Below are 23,330 nucleotides of genomic sequence, written 5' to 3'. Positions count from 1 at the left end.
GTGACCGATACGGACACCGAAACCTCACAGGGGCAGGGCGCTTATCGTCGCTTGCTGGATGAGATCCGCACCGGTCGGCTCACACCCGGTGCGCGCCTGCGCGAGACCGAACTGGCGGCACGGCTGGGGATCAGCCGCACCCCGGTACGTGAGGCGATCCGCCAACTGGAAGCGGATGGTCTGGTGGTTCATGTCCCGCGTCAGGGCGCCTCGATCCGTCGTCTCGACTACGCCGAGGTGATGGAGCTTTACGAGATGCGCATGGTGCTGGAAGGGACCGCTGCGCGTCTTGCCGCGCGCGCCGCTTCCGATGCCGAGCTGGCCGATCTTCGGATGCTGAACGAAGAGTTGGCCGAGGCCGGTGACACCGCCGCGGCCCATGGTTTGAACCGGCAGTTCCACCGCACGCTGCTTGCCGCTGCACGGAACCGCTTTCTGGTCGGTGCGTCGGAATCACTGGACAGGACGCTGCTCATCCTCGGTCCTTCGACGTTAAGCGAACGAACCCGCGCGCGGGACGCGGTCTCGGAACACAACTCGGTCATGGATGCGCTTGAAGCGCGCGACGGTGCAGCGGCGGAGCAGGCAATGCGCCAGCATCTCGAAGCGGCGCATCGCGCAAGGTTGCGTCATCTGCGCGCCCATGCACCCGACATACAGGAGGACGCTCATGGCTGAGCATCAAACCATCCCCCCCGGCGATTGGGACATCGTCGTCATCGGCGGCGGCAATGCGGCGCTTTGCGCGGCGATCACCGCGGCCGAAACCGGCGCGAAGGTTCTGATCCTGGAGGGCGCGCCCGAAACCTATCGCGGCGGAAACAGTCGACACACCCGGAACTTTCGCTGCATGCATCAGGGTCCGCTATCGGTGCTGACTGATACCTACGGCGAGGATGAGTATTTCGACGACCTGCTTCTGGTGACAGCCGGAAAAACGGATGAGCATCTGGCCCGCATGGCGATCCGCACGTCCGAGGAATGCCTGCCCTGGATGGAGGCGCATGGCGTCCGCTTTCAGCCGTCGCTGTCGGGCACGCTGTCGCTGTCGCGCACCAACGCCTTCTTCCTTGGGGGCGGCAAGGCACTGGTCAATGCTTACTACCAATGCGCCGAGGATCTGGGCATCACGGTCATCTACCGCGCCCAGGTTCGCCATATCGGGATGGACGATGATGGGCAGGCGACCCATGTAGAGGTTTCCGTGGCCGATGGGCCGGTACAAGAGGTCCGGGGTCGCGCCTTCGTGCTCGCCTCGGGCGGGTTCCAGTCCGACATCGACTGGCTGACACGGGCCTGGGGGCCGGCGGCGGCCAACTTCCTGATCCGTGGCACCCCCTACAATCGCGGCGTTGTCTTGCGCGACATGCTGGATCAAGGCTGCGAATCCGTGGGCGATCCTACGCAGTGCCACGCCGTCGCCATCGACGGCCGCGCGCCGAAATACGACGGCGGCATCGTGACCCGACTGGACTGCGTGCCGTTTTCTGTGGTGCTGAACCGCGACGGGCAGCGCTTCTACGACGAGGGGCAGGACGTCTGGCCAAAGCGCTATGCGATCTGGGGCCGTCTGGTCGCGGCGCAGCCCGATCAGGTCGGCTATGCGATCATCGACAGCAAGTCGATCGACCTCTTCATGCCGTCGGTCTTTCCGCCCAACAAGGCCGACACGGTCGAGGAATTGGCCGAACTGATGGGGCTCGACCCGAAGGTGGTCGCCGGAACCATAGCGGAATTCAATGCCGCCTGCCGACCGGGGACGTTCCATCCCACAGAACTCGACGGCCTCGCGACCGATGGCATCGAGCCGCCGAAGACGAACTGGGCGCGGCCCATCGATACGCCGCCCTTCTACGGTTATCAGCTACGCCCCGGCGTGACCTTTACCTATCTGGGGCTGAAGGTATCCGACAAGGCGCGGGTCCAGACCGCGGACGGACCGTTGAAAAACGTCTGGGCGGCAGGGGAAATCATGGCGGGATCGATCCTCGGACAGGGCTATCTGGCTGGCTTCGGGATGACCATCGGCACCGTCTTTGGACGCATCGCAGGACAGGAGGCCGCAGCCCATGTCGCTTGACACCACGTTAGACACGAACACCGAAGACCTGATCGCCGAGGCGCGCCGTCAGGTCGAGATCTGCAATGCCTGCCGCTACTGCGAGGGCTTTTGCTCGGTATTCCCGGCGATGACCCGCCAAAAGGCTTTTGCCGACGGCGACATCACGCAGTTGGCCAATCTCTGCCACAACTGCCGGGGCTGCTATTATTCCTGCCAGTACACACCCCCGCACGAATTCGCACTGAACCTGCCCGCGGCCTTGGCCGAAGTGCGTCAGGACAGTTGGGAGCGTCTTGTCAGACCGCGCAGGCTGGCCCGTCTGTTCCACACGCACGGCGTCGCCTTGGCGCTTGGTCTGGTCGTCGGTTTTGCACTGATGTTCCTCGCCGTCTCTACCATGCCTCCGGAAGATGGCGAGGGCTTTTACGCTTACCTGTCGCATGTCGCGATGGTGGCGATCTTTCTGCCGGCCTTCGTCCTGCCGCTGGTCGTCGCCGGGGTCGCGGTCCGCGATTACTGGCGCGAGATCGGAGCGCCCCGACCCGCGTGGCGCGACTTTACCGTGGCGATGGACCGCGGTGCCCGCCTGAAGAATCTGAGCGGCGGGCAGGGGCAGGGCTGCAATTTCGAGCGTGAGGATCGCTACACCGATGCCCGTCGATGGGCGCACCAGGCAGTGATGTACGGTTTCCTGCTGTGCTTCGCCTCGACCTCTGTCGCGACGCTCATGCACTACCTTCTGGGTATGGAAGCGCCCTACGGGCCGCTGGCGCTGCCGAAACTTCTGGGCGTGCCGGGCGGCATTCTTCTGACCGGGGGCGCATTGTGGCTTGCGGCTCTCAAGTTGCGCGCCGACCCCGATCTGGGCGCAAAACGCGTGTGGGGCGGCGAGATGGCGTTCGTCCTTTTGCTCGCCTTCGTCGCGGCTTCGGGACTGGCCCTTTATTGGGCGGGCGGCACCGCGGCCCTCGGGACGCTGTTGGCCCTGCACCTTGGCTCGGTTTTGGTCCTGTTCCTGCTGATGCCGTTTACGAAGATGATCCATCCGATGATCCGAATGGCGGCCCTGGTTGCCGAAGCATCGCAGGCCCGCAGGAAGGCGGAAGGGATCGGTCGCGAGCCCTTGGCTCAGACGTAATTAGTCTGTTCGATCTTGTTTCCAGCTTCGTCAACTTCATCCGTCCAGACGGTGAAGGCTTCAAGCCGGTGGCCGCCAAAACTCGACAGAAGGGCCACGTCCGCAGCATCGCGGCCGTGGCCAATCACGATCCGTCCGACCCGTGCGGCGTTGTTTCGGGGATCGAAGGTCCACCAGCGTCCGGCCAGATAGACCTGCATCCAGGCGGCAAAGTCCATGGGATCGGCGGGTGGTTTGATGCGGATGTCACCAAGATGGCCATTGATGTAGCGCGCGGGAATGTTCATCGCCCGGCAGAAACTGATCGCCAGATGGGCGAAGTCCCGGCACACACCCTTCTTCTGCTCAAAAGCGCCATGGGCCGTGCGGGTAGAGTCGGCATCCTGATAGTTGAAGGTGATGTGATTGTTGACCCAATCCACAATGCCCTGAACACGCTCCCAGCCCTTAGGGAGAAGATCAAACAGATCCCACGCTGCGGCGGTCAGCAGATCGGTATCGCAATACCGCGACGCCATCAGGTAGATCAGCACATCATCGGGAAGCTCTTCGATCGCCATCTGATGGGCGCCGTGACCGACCGGGTCGGGCAATCCGCTATCGCCGATCGTGGCATCCGACCGCATCGTAAAGCGGCCGGGTGGCGCTGTAAGCCGAATGCAATAGTTGCCGTAGAAATCGAGGTAGGTCGAATAAGGCACGGAAGGATTTGTTGAAAATTCTTCCGCGCCTCGTAGATCGATTTTCCGCTCGGGCCGTACCGACATCTGGTTTACCAGAGGCAGCGGGTTCTCACATTCGATCGTGATCTCGTACCCGTAGCGGATCAACATCAGGCCACCGTCACATCGAGGGTGACGTCGGCGTTCAGAACCTTCGAGACAGGGCAGCCTTTTTCGGCCTTGTGGGCAAGTTCCTCGATCTTGGCCTTGTCACCGTTGCCGCTGACCGTGCTGACCAGATGGGCCCTGGTGATCGTAAACCCGCCGCTGTCCTGATCGAGCGAGATGGTCGACTTGGTCTCGACCTTCGTGTCGGTGATACCCGCTTCGGCCAGCATCATCGACAGCGCCATGCTGAAACACGCCGCGTGGGCCGCCCCGATCAGCTCCTCGGGATTGGTGCCGGGAGCACCTTCGAACCGCTGCTTGAAGCTGTAGGGCTGGTCGGACAACACGCCCGATTCCGTCGATACCGTCCCCTGGCCTTCCTTGAGGTTGCCTTGCCAAACTGCAGAGCCGCTTTTCTCGACCATCATTAATCTCCTGTTGATCGTGATCCTCGGTCAACGCGGGGATGGCGCGCACAGTTCAATCGGGCGTGCCGAAAATCCTATGATATTCGGCGATCGCGAAGCGGTCGGTCATGCCTGCTACATAATCGAGCACGATCCGGGCTCGCGCGGTCTGGTCCGCAGCCTCCGTCGCGGCCGCGCGCCATTGCGGAGGCATCTCGGCTGGCTGGTCAAGGAACAGCGGGAACAGCGCGTCGAGAACCGCCGTGACCCGCGCACGCTCGGCCACCACGCTGGGCGCGCGGTACATGCGATGAAAGAGGAATGTCTTGACCGCCTTGATGTTCTGGTAGAGCGGTTTGGAGAACCGGATGATCGGGCCATCCATATCGCGGATTTCCTGCGCCGATGACGGCTTCAGGCCGGCCAGACGGTTCTGTGCGACTGCGATCACATCCTCGACCATCGTGCCGAACACGCGGCGCAGCGCCTCATGCCGCCGGCGCATTGGATCGAGACCCGGATAGAGATGATCGACGCGGGCAAAGGCAGGTCCGATAACGGGCAATTCGGCAAGATCGTCTTCGGTGAAAAGGCCCGCACGCAGGCCGTCGTGAAGGTCATGGTGGTTGTAGGCCACGTCGTCAGCGACTGCCGCCACCTGCGCTTCGGCGCTGGCATTGGTGTGAAGCTCCAGATCCCACTGGTTGTTCACTTCGGCCAAGGCATAGGGCAGGGCGCCGGTGCCGGGGCCATCCGTCGGGCTTGTTCCGACGACGGGACCGTTATGTTTGGCGATCCCCTCCAGCGTTTCCCATGTGAGGTTCAGGCCGTCGAAATCGGCGTAGTGTCGTTCAAGCTGGGTCACGATCCGCAGCGCCTGTGCGTTGTGGTCGAAACCGCCATAGGGCGCCATCAACGTGGCCAGGGCATCTTCGCCGGTATGGCCGAAGGGCGGATGGCCCAGATCGTGTGACAGGGCGACAGCCTCGGCAAGGTCGGTGTTCAGATCCAGCGCGCCGGCGATCGTGCGCGCGACCTGCGCCACCTCGATCGTGTGGGTCAGGCGGGTCCGGTAATAATCGCCCTCATGTTCCACGAAAACCTGGGTTTTGTGCTTCAGGCGACGGAAGGCGCTGGAATGGATAATCCGGTCGCGGTCGCGTTGCCAGGGGCTGCGAAAGGTGGAAAGCGCCTCCGGGTGCCGGCGGCCCCGACTGTCAGCGGGCTTCGAGGCGTAGGGCGCGGTCATGATGTATCCTTGGGGGTTTCTTGCGGCATCGGCCGGGCGAGCCTATATTCCCCTCACAGGACCGAAAACCGGAACGACCCATGAACGCCCCCCATTCCGCACAGGATTATAACGCCGCGCTGACGCTGCCGCCTCGCGTGACGCCGCGCGCCTTCGCGCGCCTGGCCGAGATCAACGAAGCCAGCGACGACGCGCAACCGCTTCGTGTCGCGGTGGCGGGCGGTGGCTGTTCGGGCTTTCAGTATGACATCCGACTGGATCACGCCGAGGCGGACGATCTGGTGCTGGAAGCCGAGGGTCAGCGCGTCGTGGTCGATCCGGTCTCGCTGCCGTTCCTTGCGGGCGCCGTCATCGACTTCGCCGACGAGCTGATCGGCGCGCGTTTCGTGATCGACAACCCCAATGCATCGTCCAGCTGCGGTTGCGGCACCAGCTTCTCGATTTGATCCTTGAAGATCGCAAGCTTCAACATCAACGGCATCCGCGCGCGCATCGAGGCGCTGAGCGACTGGCTTGCCGCCGCGCAGCCTGACGCTGTCGTGCTTCAGGAAATCAAGACGGTTGACGAAAACTTCCCTCGCGCGCATTTCGAGGATCTGGGCTGGACGGTCGAGACGCACGGCCAAAAGGGCTTCAACGGGGTGGCTATCCTGTCGAAGCTGCCACTTGAGGACGTGATGCGCGGATTGCCGGGCGATGAGACGGACGAGCAGGCGCGCTATATCGAGGCAACGGTGATCGGCGATCGCGCGGTGCGCATCGCGGGCCTTTACCTTCCGAACGGAAACCCGCAGCCGGGTCCAAAATTCGACTACAAGCTTGCGTGGATGAACCGGTTGCAGGCGCGCGCCAAGACGCTACGCGACACGGAGATGCCGGTCGTGATGTTGGGCGATTTCAACGTGATCCCCGAAACGCGCGATGCGGCGCGACCGGAGGTCTGGGTCGACGACGCGTTGTTTCAGCCCGAATCGCGCGCTGCGCTTCGTCGGATCGAACTCGACGGTTGGACCGATGCGATCCGTATCCGCGATCCTCATGGTCAGCGCGGACCGTTCACCTTCTGGGATTTCCAAGGCGGGGCTTGGTCGAAGGACAACGGCATCCGCATCGATCATATGCTTCTAAGCCCGCAAGCCGCAGACCTTCTGTGTGACGCTGGCGTCGACCGCGAGGTTCGCGCCGGCGAGAAGCCCAGCGACCACGTGCCTGTCTGGGTCGACCTCGCCGCCTGATCGACGGCGAGGCCTGTCGCTTCAATCACCATCGTCCGGGTATTCGTCGTCGTCACCGAACCGCGCGTCGTCGGCATATTCATCCTCGCCCTCGGGGACGTATTTCGACGACAGGGCGATCGAATGATTGTCGTGGCCGGGATCCATCACGACGTCAGACGGAATCTCTCCCGCGAGCCATTCGCGGATCTCGTCGCGCACCTCTGAGGGTTCCTGCGCGGTGATGCCGGCGATGTAGGTGACAAAATCCTTCAACTGGCCGTCGATCTCATCGAGTTCGGCGGTCTCTGCTTCCGGCCATTTTTCCTGAATCGCTTCGTAGAAGGCATTCCAGTTCTCTTCGACATGCCGCCATTTCATCCCGATACCTCAGCGCTTGTTCGTCCTACTCCGACCGCCACCAGACTTCGGGCATGAAGCCGGGCCAGTCGCCGTAGAGCGGAACGGTTTCGGGGTAGGTCAGTTCCTTGCGATGCGCGAGACGCGAGACAGGCGAGTAACTGACCGGGATCACGTAACGTCCGGCGGTCAGGATCCGGTCCAATGCGCGCACAGCAGCGGTGAAGGCGTCGGCGTCGGTCGCGTTCAGCATCGCCTCGATCATCGCCTCCGCCGCAGGGCTCGACATGCCCATCCAGTTGCGACTTCCGGGTTCCGTCACGCCTTCGCTGCCCCAGTAGAGCAACTGCTCGTTTCCGGGGCTCAGCGACAGCGCACGCTCGTACCAGGTCATGTCGAACTGGTAGTTGTTGGTCCGCTGAACATATTGCGCAGAATCGAGCTGCGTGACCGTCGGGGTGATCCCAAGCGTCCGCAGTGCCTGCGTGTAGATGTCGACGATCTGCCGCGTCTCGGCCGCCGTTCGCATCGAGGTGCCGGACTGGTTCAGAAGGATCTCGAAAGCGAAGGGCTGGCCCTGCGCGTTTTTCATCTGACCGTCCTGAACGGTCCAGCCGGCCTCTTCGAACAGCTTCATGGCGGTACGGATGCCGCGCCGGTCCAGCGCCTGATCGCCGCCTTCGGGCAGGCTGTAGCCTTCGATCGTGCCTGGAGGCAGGTCCGCGGCGAAGGGTTCAAGCAGTTCGCGAACCGCGTCCTGTGCCTCGCCCGGCTGGAAAGCGAGCGGCGAGTTCGCAAAATAGCTGGTGATGCGCGGCTCTGCCCCACCGTTCAGCGTGTTGTTGATGAACTGGAAGTTGAAGGCCTCGATCATGGCCTGCCGCACGCGCCAATCCGTAAAGATCGGATTGCGGGTGTTCATCACCAGACCCATGATTCCGGAAGGGCGTCCATTCGGTATTTCCGACTTCACCACGTCGCCGCTGGTCGCGGCGGGAAAGTTGAATTCGGTCGCCCATTTCTGCGGCGACAATTCGCGCCAGACATCGACCTCGCCAGCCTTGAACGCCTCGAACATGGCGTTCGAGTCGCCGAAATAGTCGTAGCGGATCGTGTCGAAATTGTTGCGTCCGGCATTCACGGGCAGGTCCTTGCCCCAGTAGTCGGGATCGCGGCGAAAGGTGACCGAGCGGCCGGGATCGACGCGATCGACGACATAGGGCGCTGATCCGATGGGCGGCTCCAGCCCGGAATCAGAAAAGTCCTGTCCGTCCCATTGCGCCTTTTTCAGTATCGGACGCAGTCCCATTAAAAGCGGAAGCTCGCGATCGTTTGCGTTGAAGGTAAAGCGAATGGTTCGCTCGCCTGTCTGCTCCATCGAGGCGACCTTCGACCAGGCGCCGTGGTAGCGGGGATGGCCCTGCGTGCCGAGCGTCTCATAGGACCACATGACGTCTTCCACCGTGACCGGGCTGCCGTCCGAAAACCTGGCTTCAGGGCGCAACGTGAACTCAACCCAGCTACGATCGGGCGACGTCTCGACCGTTTCGGCCAGAAGACCGTAAAGGCTGAAGGGTTCGTCGATAGAGCGTAGCATCAATGTTTCGGCGACCAATCCATTCTCGAACAAGATCGGCCAGACTGGATTGCCCTTCAGCACCCAAGGCTTGAGGGAATCGAATCCCCCCGGCTCTGCCAGACGAATCGCTCCGCCCTTGGGGGCCTCGGGATTGGCGTAAGGAAGGGCGCTAAACCCTTCGGGAAGCGCAGGTTCTCCGTACATCGCTATGCCATGTGACGGTTCGGCAAGGCTTGCGCGCGGCATTGCTGCAACACCGCCCAACACGGCTCCGATCACGAAAACGCCAGCCGCGGTCGCGCGTTTGTTAAGGTTTTTGAAGATTCGCACGATGCCTGCCCCTTCGGATTTTTGTCTTCGTCCGTTTTGTCGCAGAGATTAACCAAGCCCTCACGTCACCGCAAACTTCAACCTTGGACTCAGGCGCGTGGTCGCGTATAAATGACCCACTGCTCGATAGGTTTCTTGCCTGTATGAAACCTGCCTCATGACTTGCGCCCGCCTTGTGCGGGCGCTTTTTTTTGCCCATGCTGCGGCTGCGAAAAAAGCAGGGGGCATAGCATGTTCACGTCTTTCCTGAAGGGCCGCACGGCGGTGGTCACCGGGTCGAATTCCGGCATCGGTCTGGGCGTCGCGCATGAACTGGCGCGGGCTGGCGCGGATCTGGTTCTGAACAGCTTCACCGACGATCCGGCGGACCATGATCTGGCCAAACAGCTTGCGGACGAGCATGGCGTGCAGGTTCGCTATATCCAGGCCGACATGTCGAAGCCCGACCAATGCCGTTCGCTGATCGAGAAGGCGGGGTCTTGCGACATCCTCGTGAACAATGCGGGCATCCAGCACGTCGCCCCGATCGATGAGTTTCCGCCAGAAAAGTGGGATGCGATCATCGCCATTAACATGTCTTCGGCCTTTCACACCACTGCCGTCGCTCTGCCATTGATGCGCAAGGCGGGCTGGGGCCGCGTGGTCAACATCGCCTCGGCTCATGGGTTGACGGCGTCGCCCTACAAGTCCGCCTATGTCGCCGCCAAGCACGGGATCGTGGGGCTGACCAAGGTGACGGCTCTGGAGACGGCGGGGCAGGGCATCACGGCAAACGCGATCTGTCCGGGCTACGTGCTGACGCCGATCGTTGAAAAGCAGATCCCGGACCAGATGAAGACGCACAACATGAGCCGAGAGGACGTGATCGCGAAGGTCATGCTGCAGCGCCAGCCCTCGGGCGACTTCGCCACGGTCGAGCAGATGGGCGGGACGGCGGTGTTCCTGTGCAGCCCCGCCGCCGATCAGATCACCGGCACCACGATCAGCGTGGACGGGGGCTGGACCGCGCTGTGAGCGGTGGCGGGTTCGCGCGCTGGTGGGAGGACTGAACCCGCCGGCGTGCGGCGAAGAACCTGCGGTTCAAGGTCCCTTGTCATGTGATGCGCAAGATGGCCCCGCAAGTCGATGAAGATACGGCATCAGGGCCGAAAGACGGGGACAGGTCGCAAAGTTCTACCAGCGCAGAACGACGCTGCCCCAGCTAAGCCCGCCGCCGATCCCTTCGGTCACGACCAGATCGCCCCGCTTGAAGCGGCCCTGATCGTCGGCCACGGCCAGGGCCAGCGGGATGGATGCGGCCGAGGTGTTGCCGTGATCGGCGACCGTCAGAACAACCTTTTCCATCGGCAGGCCCATCTTCTGCGCCGTAGCCGAGATGATGCGTTCGTTTGCCTGATGGGGTACCAACCAGTCGACATCGTTGCCCGTCAAACCTGCACGGTCCAGCGCGGTATGTGCGGTCTTGGCCAGTTTCTCGACTGCATGGCGGAAGACGAGGTTACCCTGCATCCGCAATTGGCCGGCAGTCCCGGTCGTACCGACGCCGCCGTCGACGTAAAGCAGATCGCGATACTTGCCGTCGCTGTTCAGATCGGTGGCGAGAATGCCGCGATCGGCGTTGGTGCCGTCGCCCTCGATCGCTTCCAGCACGACAGCGCCGGCACCGTCGCCGAAGAGCACGCATGTCCCGCGGTCGGTCCAGTCCATGATCCTTGAAAAGGTCTCTGCGCCGATCACCAGCACACGGCCGGCCTGGCCGGAACGGATCATCCCGTCGGCATTGGCCAGCGCGAAGATGAAGCCCGCGCAGACCGCCTGAACGTCGAACGCGAAGCCGCGCGTCATGCCTAGGCCCGACTGCACCATCGTCGCGACGGAGGGGAAGGTCAGGTCGGGTGTCGACGTGGCGACGATGATCGCGTCGATATTGTCCACGCCGAGACCTGCGCGGTCCAGCGCGTCACGCGCCGCGCGCGTTGCAAGGTCGCTAGTCGTCTGTCCTTCGGCCGCGAAATGGCGCCGCTCGATGCCGGTGCGGCCACGGATCCATTCATCGCTGGTCTCCAGCCGCTCCTCGAACCAGCTGTTCTCGACGACGCGTTCGGGCAGGTAATGCCCGGTGCTGCGAATGGCGGAACGAAGCATCAGGACTGGCCCTGCTGTCCTGCAGGGGTCGCGCCACCATCGCCAGGAACCGGAAGCGCCGCACCCTGCGCCACGCGTGCGGCAAGCCGTTCCTGGAAGCCGGATTGCGCCAGCTGGAAAGCCAGCCGGATCGCGGCAGAAACGCCCGTCGCGTCAGCCGAACCGTGCGATTTCACGACGGTCCCGTTCAGACCCAGGAAGACGCCGCCGTTCACGCGACGGGGATCGATGCGTTTCTGCAATCGCTTCAGCGATGTCATGGCCAACAGGGCCGCAAATTTCGACATGATGGAATTGTTGAATGCCTGTTTCAGGAAGTCGCCGACCAGCTTGGCCGTGCCTTCGCCGGTCTTCAAGGCGATATTTCCGGTAAATCCGTCAGTCACCACGACGTCGACCCGCGCTGACGGCAGATCGCCGCCTTCGACGAAACCGATATAGTCGAAATTTCCGGTCGTGGCGGCCTGACCCATCATTTCGTGCGCTGTGCGCAGTTCGGCCCGGCCCTTGTGTTCTTCGGTTCCGACATTCAGCAGACCGATGCGCGGATGAGGAATATCAAGACCGTTGCGCGCGTAGGACGCGCCCATCATCGCGTACTGGACCAGATCCTGCGCTTCCGCCTTCACGTCGGCACCGACATCCAGCATCACGTTGAAGCCGGACGGATTGCGTGATGGCCACAGACAGGCGATGGCGGGTCGGTTCACGCCCGGCAGCTTGCGCAGGCGGATCATGGAAAGCGCCATCAGCGCGCCCGTATTGCCGCAGGACACGGCGACCGTCGCCTCGCCCTCGCGGACCGATTCGATGGCCGACCACATGCTGGTGCCCTGCGCGTTGCGCACCACCTGGCTGGGCTTGTCGTCCATCCGCACGACACCTTCGGCGTGGCGAATGTCGCAGCGTTCGGCCAGACCGCGCTTGCGGCCGATCAGACGCTTCAATTCGGCCTCCGGGCCGTGAACGATGAAACGGATCGCGGGGTTCTTGTCGGCGCTGTGGGCGATCCCGGAAACGACGGTGGCCGCACCCGAATCACCGCCCATCGCGTCGACCGAAATCACCACGTCGGCCCCCTTTGCGGAGGCACGCGGCTCGGTCGAATTCGCGGGCGCAGTGACCATGGGGCGCGACGTCGGGCCGATCAGGCCGCGTCGTCGTCCAGGTCGATCTCGTGCGACTGAGCGACAACTTCGCGGTCGGCGTAGTGACCGCAGGACGGGCAGACGTGATGCGGGCGCTTCAGCTCACCGCAATTGCTGCACTCGTTGGGATTGCCCGCGACCAGCGCGTCATGCGCACGGCGCATGTTGCGGCGGGACCGGGTCACGCGATTTTGGGGGACGGCCATGATAAAACCTCGGATCTTGTGAGCATGCGGCGTCATTGCGCCGAACGATGAATTCAAAAACGAACCGCGCCAATACGCCATGCGGGGCGTGCCCGCAAGCCCCAGCCTGAAGGCCATGCCTGCCGCTCGCCACCGGCGGTGCTGGACCATCCGGATCGAGGTCACCCTGAGCCGCAGCGTGGGACTGCGCAAGAGTTGCGATACTTTAGTCTCGCGCTCAGGGGGATTGCGTGCAGCCTTGCCACAGGTCATGCGAGAGAATGAACATGAGCTACGAGCTGTTTCTGGTTTTTCTGGGCTTCGGCGTCCTGGCCGCCGCGGTTGTCCCGGCACTGATGCGTCGCCTCGGCATGGACTGGCCTGTTTCGCTGCCAATGAGCTGCCTTTTCGGCGGTATCCTGGTCGGGACGATCGTACCCGGCATGCCGCATCTGGACCCGATCGACCATGCCGTCCTGATAGAGAAAGTCACCGAGTTCGCCGTGATCCTTTCGCTGACCGGCTGCGGGCTGAAGCTCGACCGCCCGATCGACTGGCGTGGTTGGTCCAGCACATCACGCCTGCTGGTCGTCGCGATGCCATTGTCGATCTTCGGGCTGGTTGCGGCAGGTTGGGGCATCCTGGAACTGCCGCTGGCTGCGGCGCTGCTTCTGGGCGCAGTGATGGCGCCGACCGATCCCGTCCTCGCCGCCTCTGTCCAGGTCGGACCGCCTGGCGAAAGCCAGGAGGAGGAGACACGCTTCGCGCTGACATCGGAAGCGGGGCTGAATGACGGACTGGCATTTCCCTTCGTTTATCTCGCCATCGCCGCCGCCGCCGATCGCGAAAGCGAGACGGGCCAGCCCGGCGATGCCGGCAGCTTCGACCGCTCTGTGCTGATCGACTGGCTGGCAGTGGACGTGGTCTGGAAGATCGCGGCGGGCGTGCTGATGGGCTGGCTGATCGGCAAGGTCCTGGCCTGGCTTGTGTTCCGCGCGGCACCGACGAAGACGGTCAAGGACGCCTTCCTTGCACTTGGGATCACGCTTTTCGCCTATGGTGCGGCAGAGCTGGTCCATGGATACGGCTTCATTGCCGTGTTCATCGCCGCGCTGACCTTTCGACGGTTCGAGCATGACCACCGATACCATGCCGACCTGCACCACTTCATCGAACAGACCGAGATGCTGTTCCTGATCCTGGTGATCTTCGTGACGGGCATTGCCATCGCACAGGGCCTGCTGGCCCCGATGGGCCTGCGCGGATTGCTGGTAGCGATGTTGTTCCTGGTTGTGATCCGGCCGGTCGCCGCCTGGATTTCGCTCAACGGCCTGAAGATGGCGCGAGACGAGCGCTTTGCGATCTCGATCCTGGGTGTGCGGGGCGTCGGCTCGATCTATTACCTCGCCTACGGTCTGGCGCATGCGCCGTTTTCGATGGAGGCGGGGCGGGTTCTGTGGGGCATCGTCGCCCTGATCATGGCGATCTCGGTCGTGGCCCACGGGATGCTGTCACCCAAGGTGATGTCGCGGCTGTCGTCCCGACGCTAGCACGGCATTCGGCGCTAACCGTCGTCACGACCCATCAGCTTGCCGAGGCCGGCGAAGGGACGCCTCGTTTCCGCGACTGGTTCGGCATCCGACGATCCAGCGCCCTCACCGGTCGGCGCATAGGTTGCACCGTCTGCGCGGGGATACAGCGGCAGGGCCAGCGCCAACTCTTCGATCAGCACCGCGCCAAGGTCGATATTCTGCCCCAGCGGCTCGACTTCTTCGTCCGGCATCTCGGCCAGCTCGTCCTCTGGGTCGGTGACATGGGGCGAATACACACGGCGAACGGTTTGCTCGATCGCGGTCTCGACCGGCTCCAGGGTGACGACGCAGGGTTGGACAACGCGTGCTGTCAGTTTCGCGTCAAGCGCCCATGCCTCCCCCGAATGAGGCGCGACAGCCCCGGTCAGCTGCACCTGAGGAACGGCGATGATGTCCAGCTCCTCAGCCATCGCGGCGCGCGCGTCTTCGTCCGGCGCAATGTCGAAAGGTGTCTCGCTGCGCGGGTTGAGATGGGCGACACGTAGCCGGTCTGACGGGTTGGATATCGGGGGCATGATCGGACCTGCAGGATGGAAACTTGGTGATGGCGAGGGGGGAGGGTCGCCCAAACCCCGGCCGCCGAGGGATATTCTTGAGCGTGCGGGGCGAGTTTGCTAAGCCAGCCGGGCGGCGTCAACCAGGGGCCGATGAAGGGACAGTGACAATGACAGGCCTCCGGCATGTTCTGATCGCGGCGCTGCTGGTCCTGGCGGGCTGCGTTCCGATCTACCGCAACCACGGCTACGTGCCGCCCGAACTCGACCTGGCTCAGGTCGTGGTCGGTCAGACCAATGTCGGCGAACTGCCCGCGCTGATCGGCGAGCCGTCAGCTCAAGGTCTGCTGACCGGGTCCGGCTGGTATTATGTCGGCTCTCGCTGGCGGCATTACGGCGCCCGCGCTCCGCAGGAGGTCGAGCGCCAGGTCGTGGCGATCAGCCTGAACGAGACCGGCACCGTTACAAACGTCGAACGCTTCGGGTTGGAGCGTGGACGGGTCGTCGTGTTGTCACGCCGGGTCACGGATTCGGGCATCACCGAAGTGTCGTTCATCCGCCAGATCCTGGGCAACATCGGAACCTTTACCGCCGGCGACTTCATTCGCGACGATTCCTGATCAGACCTTCCTGTTGAACCAAGCGACCCTGTGCCGGGTTGTTCGATTGATCCGGGCAACCTCTGCGCCGGAATGAAGGGAGACGCGCAATGTCCGACTACAAGAAGGGCGACAAGGTCGAGTGGAAATGGGGGAACGGCAAGGCGAAGGGCGAGGTCGCCGAGAAGTTCACCGAAAAGGTCACGCGGACGATCAAGGGAAGCGAAATCACCCGCGATGCCAGCAAGGACGATCCCGCCTACATGATCGAACAGGATGACGGCGACAAGGTGCTGAAGTCCGGCTCGGAGCTCAGCAAGGCAAGCTGAAGACTGAGTGGAAAAGGCCGCGCTAACTGCGCGGCCTTTTGATCGTCAGGTGGATCAGAACGGGATTTCGTCGTCGTAATCCGAGCGGCCGCCGCCGCTGTCGCGACCGCCGCCCGATCCGCCACCATATTCGCCGCCGTCGCCGTAGCTGCCGCCGTCGCGCGAGCCGCCGCCACCGCCCATTCCGCCGCCCTCACCGCGGCCATCCAGCATCTGAAGCGTGCCGTTGAAGCCGCGAAGAACGACTTCAGTGGAATACCGATCCTGGCCGGATTGATCCTGCCACTTGCGGGTTTCCAACTGGCCCTCGACATAGACCTTGCTGCCTTTTTTCAGGAACCGCTCGACGACGTTGACCAACCCTTCGGACATGATCGCGACCGAGTGCCACTCGGTCTTTTCGCGCCGTTCGCCGGTATTGCGGTCCTTCCATTGCTCCGATGTTGCGATGCGAAGGTTGGCCACCTTGCCGCCATTCTGGAAGGTGCGGATCTCGGGGTCGCGGCCCAGATTGCCGATCAGAATGACCTTGTTGACGCTGCCTGCCATGTGATGTCCTCGGCTTTCCCGTGTTGTCGCAGCCGGTCTATCCCAGCCCGGCGCCGGCCCGCAAGCGATGATGCTGCGCGGCTTTTCGCAGGCATCGGATCGACGCCGGACAAACTGTGCTGGTCGGCGAGACGTTCTGCTGTATAGTCCTGCCAAAACGACAAGGGCGAGGGGCATGACATGAACATTCGGGACATCCTGAAGGTCGCGGGCTGTGCTGGGCTGATCGGATCGCTGGCATTGCCGGCCGGTGCCGAGACGCTGTTCGCACAGGGATCGGCGAAATCGCGCGCTGCGCAGTTCGAACGGCAGACCCGACTGATGGATTCGCGGCTGGCGCGCCAGTATCAGCAATCGGCGCGACTGCAGCCGGGTCGCAACGGTCAGTCGGCCGTGACGATCGAGCTTTCACCCAATATTCCGGCCTACCGTGGCAACCAGCGCAGCGCGTATCTGCCGCACGCCCGCGCCGCGGCGCGTAAATACGGCATTCCCGAGGATCTGTTCCTGCGCCTGGTCCAGCAGGAATCCGGCTGGAACCCGGGTGCGCGTTCGCACAAGGGCGCGCAGGGACTGGCACAGCTGATGCCGGGCACCGCCGCAAAGATGGGCGTGAACGCCAGCGATCCGGTGCAGAACCTGCATGGCGGCGCGCGGTATTTGCGACTGATGTACAACCAGTTCGGCAATTGGCGTCTGGCCTTGGCCGCCTACAATGCCGGACCGGGTGCGGTGCAGAAATACGGCGGGATCCCGCCCTACCGCGAGACCCGGAACTACGTGAAGATCATTGCGGGAAGCTGATCCGTAGAGCCTGTCAAAGCAGAACGCCCGCACGAAGCGGGCGTTTTTTAATTTTCAGGATCGGTCGCAAGACGCGCTCAGACTTCCTCGATCCGCAGCTCGACCGGATCACCGGTCAGGACGCCGGTGCGGGGTAGGGCAGCGATGGCGTGATCGATCGCTTCGGGCGTGGTCTTGTGGGTCACGACCAGGACCGGAACGCCGTCGCGGCTGGCATGACCGTATTGGCGCATCCGGTCGATGCTGATGCCGCTGTCGCCCAGCACCGCGGCCACCTTGGCCAGCGCGCCAGGTTTGTCCTGCAATTCCATCCGCATGTAGTAGGCGGCCGGGACCGCCGTCCGTGCTGGCTGCGCTGCCGCAAGACTGGCCGCAGGACGCCCGAATGTCGGCAGCCGCGTGCCGCGCGCGATCTCGATCACGTCGGACATGACCGCGCTCGCGGTCGGGCCTTCGCCGGCACCGGCGCCGCGTAGGACGATCTGGCCGGCGCTGTCTCCCTCGATCACCACCATATTGGTGCCGCCGTTCAACTGACCCAGGGGGCTGTCGGCGGGGACGAGGCAGGGTGACATCCGCTGCTCCAGACCGCGCGCCGTCATCTGCGCGACACCCAGCAGCTTGATGCGATAACCCATATCTTCGGCGCGATGGATGTCATCGATGCTGACACGCACGATCCCCTCGATCTCGACCGCATCGAAATTGACGCGGGTGCCGAAGGCGATGGCGGCTAGGATCGCAAGCTTGTGGCCCGCGTCGATTCCGCCGACGTCCAAGGTCGGATCAGCCTCGAGATAGCCCAGTTGCCGCGCTTCCTCGAACACCGTCTCGTAGGGAAGGCCGGCGCTTTCCATCCGCGTCAGGATGTAGTTGCAGGTGCCGTTCATCACGCCCATGACACGGTTGATGCCGTTGCCCGCCAGCGATTCCGTCAATGCCTTGATGACCGGGATGCCGCCTGCGACCGCCGCCTCGAACCGGATCACCCGCCCCTCGGCTTCTGCCAGCTCGGCCAGTTCCTGACCGTGCAGCGCCAACAGCGCCTTGTTCGCCGTGACAACGTCCTTGCCCGCGCGCAGCGCAGCCTCGATGCTGTCCTTCGCGACGCCGGCATCGCCACCGATCAACTCGACGAAAAGATCGACGTCGTCGCGCTGCGCCAGCGAGACCGCATCCGCCTCCCACGCGAACTCCGACAGGTCGGCATCGCGGTTCCGGGTCCGATCGCGTGCCGAGACGGCGGTGATCGTGACGGGCCGCCCGCAGCGCACCGACACGAGGTCAGCGTGTTTCTGGATGATCTTGACCACGCCGATACCGACGGTGCCAAGCCCGGCGATGCCGAGGCGGAGTGGAGCGGACATGAAGACCTCGAAATGCAGGTTCGGCGGGGTGTTAGCGCGGCTTCGACCGCGTTGCAACGCGCGACACTCTGCCGCGCTCTTCATGTGTCCGGGGTTTCACGCGTCGAGCGGAAGGCGGGAGACCCAGTGGCGCCTCTCGCGGTCGAGATGATGGATCGACTGGATCACCGCTGCCAGCAAGCAAAGCGCGAAGATCAGTTCCAAACCTTCTTCCGCCACAAGACCCAGCGACGTGGTCCCGACCGTCTCTTCGATGAACTGCGCCAGAAGCCCGAGACAGCCACCGATCAAAAGCAGGATCAGCCAGCGCGCCCGATGACGCATTGCGGTGACGAAGTCTGCTAGCCCATGACGTGCAAGCGTGTAGGCGGCCCAGATTGCCGCTGCGAGCAGCAGCGCGTTGCCGAGCATGTTCAAGTTAAAGACGTGCATCTGCCAATGAGACAATGTCAGCACTTCGGCCTCGACCCAGGGGAGACCATGCTCGGCCTCGCGCTCGGCCAGCAGGAACAGCCCGAACGGAACATACCAGCAGCGCCGGATGCGTGACCAACGCGAACAGGCGAGGAAGGTCAGCCCCGCCACGATCAGCGCGGCCAGCGCCAATGTCTCGATCGCGCCGCCCTCGCGGATGATACAGTCCGGCAGCGTGAAGCCATCCTGCGACATCTGGTTCTACAGCCCTTCACAATCCGACCCGAACGTCAGGCCGCCGCGCTCTCAATCATTTCTGCTCTGGCGGATCAAGCCGAGGATGTCGGCGGCAGCAGCGGGTATGTTCGTCCCCGGCCCGAAGATCGCCTTTACCCCAGCCTGCCTCAGGAAATCGTAATCCTGTTGCGGGATGACGCCGCCGCAGATCACCAAGATGTCGCCCGCGCCCTGATCCCGCAGCGCCGCGATCAGCTTTGGCGCCAGCGTCTTGTGGCCTGCGGCCTGAGAGCTGATGCCGATCACATGGACATCGTTGTCGATCGCGTCCTGTGCCGCTTCCTCGGGCGTCTGGAACAGCGGTCCCACATCAACGTCGAAACCGATATCCGCAAACGCGGTCGCGATCACCTTGGCACCGCGATCGTGGCCGTCCTGACCCATCTTCACGACCAACATCCGGGGTCGGCGGCCTTCCTCTTCGGCAAAGGCCTCGACGTCCTTCTGGATCTTCGCAAAACCCTCGTCGCCCTCATAGGCCGCGCCATAGACGCCGGCCAGCGTCTTCACCTCGGCCCGGTGCCGGCCGAATTCCTTTTCCATTGCCATGCTGATCTCTCCGACAGTGGCGCGGGCGCGGGCGGCTTCGACCGCCGCGGCCAGCAGGTTGCCACCCTCGCGGGCAGTGCGGCTGAGTTCTTCCAGCGCCTCTTGGCAGGCTTGCTCGTTACGGCTCGCCCGGATCTTTTCCAACCGCGCGATCTGGCTAGCGCGGACCTTGACGTTATCGACGTCGAGGATGTCGATCGGGTCTTCCTTGTCCTTGCGATACTTGTTCACGCCGACAACGACCTCTTCGCCGCGATCGATCATCGCCTGACGCCGGGCGGCCGTTTCCTCGATCCGCAGTTTCGGCATGCCAGATGCGACGGCCTTGGTCATGCCGCCCATCTCTTCGACTTCTTCGATCAGCGCCCAGGCCTTCTCTGCCAACTCTGCGGTCAAGCTCTCGATGTAGTAGCTGCCCGCCAGCGGATCGACGACATGGGTGATGCCGGTCTCCTCCTGCAGGATCAGCTGGGTGTTCCGCGCGATGCGGGCGCTGAAATCGGTGGGCAGCGCGATGGCCTCGTCCAGCGCGTTGGTGTGCAGGGACTGCGTGCCGCCAAGCGCCGCAGACATCGCCTCGTAGGCGGTGCGCACCACGTTGTTGTAGGGGTCCTGTTCTTGCAGGCTGACGCCCGAGGTCTGGCAATGGGTGCGCAGCATCAGGCTGCTGTCCTTCTTGGCCCCGAATTCCGTCATGATCCGGTGCCACAGCAGGCGCGCGGCGCGCAGCTTGGCGATTTCCATGAAGAAGTTCATGCCGATGGCGAAGAAGAACGACAGACGCCCGGCAAACTTGTCCACGTCCATCCCGGCTCCGATCGCGGCACGGACGTATTCACGGCCGTCCGCCAGCGTGTAGGCCAGTTCCTGCACCAGGTTCGCGCCCGCTTCCTGCATGTGGTAGCCGGAAATCGAGATCGAATTGAAGCGCGGCATCTCGGTCGAGGTGAACTCGATGATGTCCGAGATGATCCGCATCGAGGGTTCCGGCGGATAGATATAGGTGTTGCGGACCATGAACTCCTTCAGGATGTCGTTCTGGATCGTGCCCGACAGGAGTGACTTGTCGTGGCCCTGTTCCTCACCCGCGACGATGAAACTGGCCAGGACGGGGATCACCGCGCCGTTCATCGTCATCGACACCGAGACCTGATCCAGAGGAATGCCGTCGAACAAGATCTTCATGTCCTCGACGCTGTCGATGGCGACGCCCGCCTTGCCCACATCACCTTCGACACGCGGATGGTCGCTGTCATAGCCGCGATGGGTCGCAAGGTCGAAAGCGACCGAAACGCCCTGTTGCCCGGCGGCCAGGTTGCGCCGGTAGAAGGCGTTCGATTCCTCGGCCGTCGAAAAGCCCGCGTATTGCCGGATCGTCCAGGGCCGGCCGGCATACATCGTCGCGCGCGGGCCACGGGTGAAGGGCGCGATGCCGGGCAGGCTGCCGATATGGTCGAGCCCTTCGACATCCGCCTCGGTGTAGAGCGGCTTCACCGCGATGCCTTCCAGCGTGTTCCAGGTCAGGCTGTCGGGATCACGGCCCTTCAACTCTTTCTCAGCCAATGCGCGCCAGTCGTTGAGGCCCGGTTTTGTCATGCTGCGTCCTTTCCCCAGACCCCGGCTGCCCTATATTCAGAGCATGGTGAGGTCCTGATGCGATTGAAAATTCTGTTGGCCACAATGTTGCTGGCCGCGATGGGGCCCGGGCGCTCCGAGGCGCCGCCCGACGCGACTGCGCCGCCCCCGGTCATCGAATACGATCTGGACGCCAATCCGGACACGGCGATGTCGCCCGAGGAAGCGGCCGCGCAGGCCGAACCGGTGCCGGTGCCCGAGTTGCAGATCGTCGACGCGCAATCTGCGGACCCAGCTGAGTACCAGTGGGTATCGCGACTTGTTGTCGTCTTCGCTGATACGCCAAACGATCCAGCCTTCGTGGACCAGATGCGGGCCTTGCGGACCCGCCCAGAGCCGTTGATCGAGCGCGACGTGGTCGTGATCCCTGACACCGATCCCGATGCGGCCAGTCCATGGCGCGCGCGCCTGCACCCGCGGGGCTTTTCGCTGGTGCTGATCGACAAGGACGGGCAGGTCAAGCAACGTAAGCCCGCACCATGGGACGTGCGCGAGATCAGTCGTGCCATCGACAAGTTTCCGCTGCGTCGGCAGGAAATCGGTCGCGGCGATCTGGGCGAATAGGACGGTGCCGTCATTGCGCCTCGGCAGGTCGGGACGGGCATGTGTTGCATCCCGGGCAAAATGTTGTGGATTTGCGTGACCGCCCCTATATTCTGTGGAGAAAGCGATGGAGACGTCGCTGCCACAAGGGGCTTCCAGATGGCCGATACCAGCGAAGACCGCCATGTTCCGCAGGCTCGGGCCGCCGCGCGCCGTGCGCCGCGCGACGAAGGCGATACCCGCAACGGCACCGACGCAGCCCGTGGCAATTCAAAGCCGGCGGTCAGTCGCGCCAACGAAATCGTCCGGTCGATTGGTCTGACGCCCATCAGAGGTCGCTCCGGTCCGAGGATCGCATATTGAGCCCGGTCCGCAGTTCCGCCAGTTGATCCGGCAGAGAGGCTGACAGAAACATCCCCATCTCTCTCGCGCGCTCGTCAAGGACGCGTTCGACTTCGCGCCTGCTCCCCTTGAGGCTTGGCCCGCCGCGGACGCTGGCCGTCAGGATCTCCACCGCCTCGAGTCCGGTTTCCTTCGCCTCTTCATTGATGCCCAGATAATCGCGGAACATCTGCGCCGCGCGTTTAGGATAATCCTTTGTGGTGCTGCGGATATCCTGTGCCAGGGCGGCCCTGACCGCGATCAGCCGGTAATAGCGCACGACCGGATCGATCGCCCATTGCGGCAGCATGTGAACCTGCTCGACGATGGCCCGAAAGATCCGGTCGTTCGCATCGTGCGGAAGGATCGGCAGGTAATCCGCGTCGCCCACACGATCCATGTCGAGCATCCTCGGTTCGGGTCCCTGAAGTTCCAGCACTGCGACATGCGCCCTGATCTCGGCTAGCAGGGCCCGCTGGATATCGCCAATGCGCTCCTCTCGAAGCACACGGTCGCGGTGTCGAGACAGCAGATGAGTGATGATCCAGCCCAGGGCAACCACACTGCCCCCGACGATCGCGGTGACAAAGGCGGCGACGATACGATCATTGTCGAAGAGCGCCTGCCAGGTCATCCCGTCACGCTGAGTTGGGAACCCGCCGCGTCGCAGAGGCGTAGGGTTGGCGTCGGATAGGAGTTTGGCATGATGACGATCGGCAGGACCTTCACCCTGGTCGCGGGTTTGGCACCCGTTCTTGCGCCCGCCGGCGCCGCGCGCGGAAGCGAGCCGCTGACGCCGCAGGTTCTGGAGGAGGACAGCCTGCGGCCCCTGCGCTGGCAGGCGCGCCCTGTCGTGGTCCTGGGCGAAGGCGACACGGCACGCGCCCAGATCGAGACGCTGCAAGGCGGCTCGGTAGCATTGAGCGATCGTGATGTCATTCTGTTCGTCGATGGTCCGGGCGCCGCACGCTTTCGCGACGAGGTGGGTGATGGCTTTGCGGTCCTGCTGATCGGCAAGGATGGCGGCGTGAAGATGAGCCGCAAGCAACCGGTCACGGTCGAGGACATCACGGGACTGATCGACACGATGCCGATGCGCCAGCGGGAAGAGGCCGAAGAAGACTGAGCCC

General features: G+C 63.5%; 27 protein-coding genes. 13 read left to right on the top strand and 14 right to left on the bottom strand.

The annotated features are described in order from the left end of the window. The 3 genes from MLD63_RS07945 to tcuB are packed head-to-tail and all read left to right on the top strand — an operon-like array spanning position 1 to position 3,200. On the top strand, positions 1–678 hold the full coding sequence (locus MLD63_RS07945) for a GntR family transcriptional regulator (protein WP_255329323.1): 678 nt from the start codon (positions 1–3) through the stop codon (positions 676–678). Further along, positions 671–2,080 (top strand): FAD-dependent tricarballylate dehydrogenase TcuA, encoded by a 1,410-nt coding sequence (tcuA, locus tag MLD63_RS07940; protein ID WP_255329322.1) that lies wholly within the window; start codon positions 671–673, stop codon positions 2,078–2,080. The genes MLD63_RS07945 and tcuA overlap by 8 nt, the downstream gene beginning before the upstream one ends. After that, positions 2,070–3,200 carry a tricarballylate utilization 4Fe-4S protein TcuB gene (tcuB, locus tag MLD63_RS07935; protein WP_255329321.1) on the top strand — a complete coding sequence of 377 codons (1,131 nt, stop codon included), beginning with the start codon at positions 2,070–2,072 and terminating at the stop codon, positions 3,198–3,200. Before tcuA ends, tcuB begins: the two co-directional genes overlap by 11 nt. On the opposite strand, the gene MLD63_RS07930 is transcribed toward tcuB, so the two are convergent. The 3 genes from MLD63_RS07930 to MLD63_RS07920 are packed head-to-tail and all read right to left on the bottom strand — an operon-like array spanning position 3,191 to position 5,686. Beyond that, positions 3,191–4,033, bottom strand: a complete 843-nt coding sequence (locus MLD63_RS07930; protein ID WP_255329320.1) for a transglutaminase-like domain-containing protein — start codon at positions 4,031–4,033, stop codon at positions 3,191–3,193. The two genes, tcuB and MLD63_RS07930, sit on opposite strands and share 10 nt — an antisense overlap. Next, a complete protein-coding gene (locus tag MLD63_RS07925; RefSeq protein WP_304363994.1) occupies positions 4,033–4,455 on the bottom strand; it encodes an OsmC family protein in 423 nt (140 codons plus the stop codon). Before MLD63_RS07925 ends, MLD63_RS07930 begins: the two co-directional genes overlap by 1 nt. A 55-nt stretch (positions 4,456–4,510) precedes the next feature. Beyond that, entirely contained in the window at positions 4,511–5,686 is a 1,176-nt protein-coding gene (locus MLD63_RS07920; protein WP_255329318.1) for a deoxyguanosinetriphosphate triphosphohydrolase, read from the bottom strand. Positions 5,687–5,805: 119 nt separating this feature from the next. Here MLD63_RS07920 and MLD63_RS07915 point away from each other — a divergent pair, with 119 nt between their 5' ends. Both MLD63_RS07915 and xth read left to right on the top strand, forming a co-directional pair. Beyond that, positions 5,806–6,132, top strand: a complete 327-nt coding sequence (locus MLD63_RS07915; protein WP_255329539.1) for a HesB/IscA family protein — start codon at positions 5,806–5,808, stop codon at positions 6,130–6,132. 3 nt (positions 6,133–6,135) lie between these two features. Then, positions 6,136–6,921 (top strand): exodeoxyribonuclease III, encoded by a 786-nt coding sequence (xth, locus tag MLD63_RS07910; RefSeq protein ID WP_255329317.1) that lies wholly within the window; start codon positions 6,136–6,138, stop codon positions 6,919–6,921. 21 nt (positions 6,922–6,942) lie between these two features. Here the strand turns inward: xth and MLD63_RS07905 are convergent, their stop codons facing one another. Both MLD63_RS07905 and MLD63_RS07900 read right to left on the bottom strand, forming a co-directional pair. Then, the gene (locus MLD63_RS07905) at positions 6,943–7,281 is read right to left on the bottom strand and encodes a hypothetical protein (protein WP_255329316.1); all 339 of its coding nucleotides are present in this window, start codon (positions 7,279–7,281) and stop codon (positions 6,943–6,945) included. A 25-nt stretch (positions 7,282–7,306) separates the two neighbouring features. Beyond that, positions 7,307–9,043 carry an extracellular solute-binding protein gene (locus tag MLD63_RS07900; RefSeq protein WP_255329315.1) on the bottom strand — a complete coding sequence of 579 codons (1,737 nt, stop codon included), beginning with the start codon at positions 9,041–9,043 and terminating at the stop codon, positions 7,307–7,309. A gap of 357 nt (positions 9,044–9,400) precedes the next feature. Here MLD63_RS07900 and MLD63_RS07895 point away from each other — a divergent pair, with 357 nt between their 5' ends. Next, positions 9,401–10,183 (top strand): 3-hydroxybutyrate dehydrogenase, encoded by a 783-nt coding sequence (locus MLD63_RS07895; RefSeq protein ID WP_255329314.1) that lies wholly within the window; start codon positions 9,401–9,403, stop codon positions 10,181–10,183. 159 nt (positions 10,184–10,342) lie between these two features. Here the strand turns inward: MLD63_RS07895 and MLD63_RS07890 are convergent, their stop codons facing one another. From MLD63_RS07890 to rpmF, 3 genes are read right to left on the bottom strand one after another with little or no spacing between them, the layout of a single operon-like run. Next, positions 10,343–11,314, bottom strand: a complete 972-nt coding sequence (locus tag MLD63_RS07890) for a beta-ketoacyl-ACP synthase III (RefSeq protein ID WP_255329313.1) — start codon at positions 11,312–11,314, stop codon at positions 10,343–10,345. After that, a complete protein-coding gene (gene plsX / locus MLD63_RS07885; protein ID WP_255329312.1) occupies positions 11,314–12,441 on the bottom strand; it encodes a phosphate acyltransferase PlsX in 1,128 nt (375 codons plus the stop codon). Before plsX ends, MLD63_RS07890 begins: the two co-directional genes overlap by 1 nt. 20 nt (positions 12,442–12,461) lie before the next feature. Beyond that, on the bottom strand, positions 12,462–12,668 hold the full coding sequence (rpmF, locus tag MLD63_RS07880) for a 50S ribosomal protein L32 (RefSeq protein ID WP_255329538.1): 207 nt from the start codon (positions 12,666–12,668) through the stop codon (positions 12,462–12,464). Between the two features lie 266 nt (positions 12,669–12,934). Between rpmF and MLD63_RS07875 the strand changes: the two genes are divergently transcribed. Further along, the gene (locus MLD63_RS07875; protein WP_255329311.1) at positions 12,935–14,197 is read left to right on the top strand and encodes a cation:proton antiporter; all 1,263 of its coding nucleotides are present in this window, start codon (positions 12,935–12,937) and stop codon (positions 14,195–14,197) included. Between the two features lie 14 nt (positions 14,198–14,211). Here MLD63_RS07875 and MLD63_RS07870 read toward each other — a convergent pair whose 3' ends face one another. Beyond that, positions 14,212–14,754 (bottom strand): YceD family protein, encoded by a 543-nt coding sequence (locus MLD63_RS07870; RefSeq protein ID WP_255329310.1) that lies wholly within the window; start codon positions 14,752–14,754, stop codon positions 14,212–14,214. 149 nt (positions 14,755–14,903) lie between these two features. Here MLD63_RS07870 and MLD63_RS07865 point away from each other — a divergent pair, with 149 nt between their 5' ends. Both MLD63_RS07865 and MLD63_RS07860 read left to right on the top strand, forming a co-directional pair. Then, positions 14,904–15,353: an outer membrane protein assembly factor BamE gene (locus tag MLD63_RS07865; RefSeq protein WP_255329309.1), complete on the top strand. Its 450-nt coding sequence runs from the start codon at positions 14,904–14,906 to the stop codon at positions 15,351–15,353. A gap of 89 nt (positions 15,354–15,442) precedes the next feature. Next, positions 15,443–15,661, top strand: a complete 219-nt coding sequence (locus MLD63_RS07860) for a hypervirulence associated TUDOR domain-containing protein (protein WP_255329308.1) — start codon at positions 15,443–15,445, stop codon at positions 15,659–15,661. Positions 15,662–15,715: 54 nt separating this feature from the next. Here the strand turns inward: MLD63_RS07860 and ssb are convergent, their stop codons facing one another. Continuing rightward, positions 15,716–16,210 carry a single-stranded DNA-binding protein gene (ssb, locus tag MLD63_RS07855; protein WP_255329307.1) on the bottom strand — a complete coding sequence of 165 codons (495 nt, stop codon included), beginning with the start codon at positions 16,208–16,210 and terminating at the stop codon, positions 15,716–15,718. A 180-nt stretch (positions 16,211–16,390) separates the two neighbouring features. Here ssb and MLD63_RS07850 point away from each other — a divergent pair, with 180 nt between their 5' ends. Further along, complete coding sequence (locus MLD63_RS07850; protein ID WP_255329306.1) at positions 16,391–17,014, top strand: lytic transglycosylase domain-containing protein; 624 nt, start codon at positions 16,391–16,393, stop codon at positions 17,012–17,014. Between the two features lie 77 nt (positions 17,015–17,091). Here MLD63_RS07850 and MLD63_RS07845 read toward each other — a convergent pair whose 3' ends face one another. The 3 genes from MLD63_RS07845 to scpA all read right to left on the bottom strand — a co-directional run bounded on the left by MLD63_RS07845 (position 17,092) and on the right by scpA (position 21,237). Then, positions 17,092–18,381: a homoserine dehydrogenase gene (locus MLD63_RS07845; protein WP_255329305.1), complete on the bottom strand. Its 1,290-nt coding sequence runs from the start codon at positions 18,379–18,381 to the stop codon at positions 17,092–17,094. A gap of 96 nt (positions 18,382–18,477) precedes the next feature. Further along, positions 18,478–19,050, bottom strand: a complete 573-nt coding sequence (locus tag MLD63_RS07840) for a hypothetical protein (protein WP_255329304.1) — start codon at positions 19,048–19,050, stop codon at positions 18,478–18,480. Between the two features lie 51 nt (positions 19,051–19,101). Further along, on the bottom strand, positions 19,102–21,237 hold the full coding sequence (gene scpA, locus MLD63_RS07835) for a methylmalonyl-CoA mutase (protein WP_255329303.1): 2,136 nt from the start codon (positions 21,235–21,237) through the stop codon (positions 19,102–19,104). 84 nt (positions 21,238–21,321) lie between these two features. On the opposite strand from scpA, the gene MLD63_RS07830 reads away from it, so the two are divergent. Together MLD63_RS07830 and MLD63_RS07825 are read left to right on the top strand one after the other, a co-directional pair. Then, a complete protein-coding gene (locus MLD63_RS07830) occupies positions 21,322–21,840 on the top strand; it encodes a DUF4174 domain-containing protein (protein WP_439957640.1) in 519 nt (172 codons plus the stop codon). 138 nt (positions 21,841–21,978) lie between these two features. Next, entirely contained in the window at positions 21,979–22,182 is a 204-nt protein-coding gene (locus tag MLD63_RS07825) for a hypothetical protein (RefSeq protein WP_255329301.1), read from the top strand. Here the strand turns inward: MLD63_RS07825 and MLD63_RS07820 are convergent. Then, positions 22,148–22,834, bottom strand: coding sequence for a hypothetical protein (locus MLD63_RS07820; RefSeq protein ID WP_255329300.1), 687 nt, complete (start codon positions 22,832–22,834; stop codon positions 22,148–22,150). The genes MLD63_RS07825 and MLD63_RS07820 overlap by 35 nt on opposite strands. A gap of 69 nt (positions 22,835–22,903) precedes the next feature. Here MLD63_RS07820 and MLD63_RS07815 point away from each other — a divergent pair, with 69 nt between their 5' ends. Beyond that, the gene (locus MLD63_RS07815; RefSeq protein WP_255329299.1) at positions 22,904–23,326 is read left to right on the top strand and encodes a DUF4174 domain-containing protein; all 423 of its coding nucleotides are present in this window, start codon (positions 22,904–22,906) and stop codon (positions 23,324–23,326) included. The last annotated feature ends 4 nt before the right edge of the window (positions 23,327–23,330 follow it).

This window comes from Paracoccus albicereus, from assembly GCF_024359525.1.
GTDB lineage: Bacteria > Pseudomonadota > Alphaproteobacteria > Rhodobacterales > Rhodobacteraceae > Paracoccus > Paracoccus albicereus.
The sequence above is the reverse complement of the archived record's forward strand: the minus strand, read 5'-3'. Positions and strand labels throughout refer to the sequence as shown.

Excerpts from the sequence above, each read along its gene's own strand:
- tcuA (WP_255329322.1), top strand. The coding sequence starts at position 671 with ATGGCTGAGCATCAAACCATCCCCCCCGGCGATTGGGACATCGTCGTC.
- tcuB (WP_255329321.1), top strand. The coding sequence starts at position 2,070 with ATGTCGCTTGACACCACGTTAGACACGAACACCGAAGACCTGATCGCC.
- MLD63_RS07930 (WP_255329320.1), bottom strand. The coding sequence starts at position 4,033 with ATGTTGATCCGCTACGGGTACGAGATCACGATCGAATGTGAGAACCCG.
- MLD63_RS07925 (WP_304363994.1), bottom strand. The coding sequence starts at position 4,455 with ATGGTCGAGAAAAGCGGCTCTGCAGTTTGGCAAGGCAACCTCAAGGAA.
- MLD63_RS07920 (WP_255329318.1), bottom strand. The coding sequence starts at position 5,686 with ATGACCGCGCCCTACGCCTCGAAGCCCGCTGACAGTCGGGGCCGCCGG.
- MLD63_RS07905 (WP_255329316.1), bottom strand. The coding sequence starts at position 7,281 with ATGAAATGGCGGCATGTCGAAGAGAACTGGAATGCCTTCTACGAAGCG.
- MLD63_RS07900 (WP_255329315.1), bottom strand. The coding sequence starts at position 9,043 with ATGTACGGAGAACCTGCGCTTCCCGAAGGGTTTAGCGCCCTTCCTTAC.
- MLD63_RS07895 (WP_255329314.1), top strand. The coding sequence starts at position 9,401 with ATGTTCACGTCTTTCCTGAAGGGCCGCACGGCGGTGGTCACCGGGTCG.
- MLD63_RS07890 (WP_255329313.1), bottom strand. The coding sequence starts at position 11,314 with ATGCTTCGTTCCGCCATTCGCAGCACCGGGCATTACCTGCCCGAACGC.
- plsX (WP_255329312.1), bottom strand. The coding sequence starts at position 12,441 with ATGGTCACTGCGCCCGCGAATTCGACCGAGCCGCGTGCCTCCGCAAAG.
- rpmF (WP_255329538.1), bottom strand. The coding sequence starts at position 12,668 with ATGGCCGTCCCCCAAAATCGCGTGACCCGGTCCCGCCGCAACATGCGC.
- MLD63_RS07875 (WP_255329311.1), top strand. The coding sequence starts at position 12,935 with ATGAGCTACGAGCTGTTTCTGGTTTTTCTGGGCTTCGGCGTCCTGGCC.
- MLD63_RS07870 (WP_255329310.1), bottom strand. The coding sequence starts at position 14,754 with ATGCCCCCGATATCCAACCCGTCAGACCGGCTACGTGTCGCCCATCTC.
- MLD63_RS07865 (WP_255329309.1), top strand. The coding sequence starts at position 14,904 with ATGACAGGCCTCCGGCATGTTCTGATCGCGGCGCTGCTGGTCCTGGCG.
- MLD63_RS07860 (WP_255329308.1), top strand. The coding sequence starts at position 15,443 with ATGTCCGACTACAAGAAGGGCGACAAGGTCGAGTGGAAATGGGGGAAC.
- ssb (WP_255329307.1), bottom strand. The coding sequence starts at position 16,210 with ATGGCAGGCAGCGTCAACAAGGTCATTCTGATCGGCAATCTGGGCCGC.
- MLD63_RS07850 (WP_255329306.1), top strand. The coding sequence starts at position 16,391 with ATGAACATTCGGGACATCCTGAAGGTCGCGGGCTGTGCTGGGCTGATC.
- MLD63_RS07845 (WP_255329305.1), bottom strand. The coding sequence starts at position 18,381 with ATGTCCGCTCCACTCCGCCTCGGCATCGCCGGGCTTGGCACCGTCGGT.
- MLD63_RS07840 (WP_255329304.1), bottom strand. The coding sequence starts at position 19,050 with ATGTCGCAGGATGGCTTCACGCTGCCGGACTGTATCATCCGCGAGGGC.
- scpA (WP_255329303.1), bottom strand. The coding sequence starts at position 21,237 with ATGACAAAACCGGGCCTCAACGACTGGCGCGCATTGGCTGAGAAAGAG.
- MLD63_RS07830 (WP_439957640.1), top strand. The coding sequence starts at position 21,322 with ATGTTGCTGGCCGCGATGGGGCCCGGGCGCTCCGAGGCGCCGCCCGAC.
- MLD63_RS07825 (WP_255329301.1), top strand. The coding sequence starts at position 21,979 with ATGGCCGATACCAGCGAAGACCGCCATGTTCCGCAGGCTCGGGCCGCC.
- MLD63_RS07820 (WP_255329300.1), bottom strand. The coding sequence starts at position 22,834 with ATGACCTGGCAGGCGCTCTTCGACAATGATCGTATCGTCGCCGCCTTT.
- MLD63_RS07815 (WP_255329299.1), top strand. The coding sequence starts at position 22,904 with ATGATGACGATCGGCAGGACCTTCACCCTGGTCGCGGGTTTGGCACCC.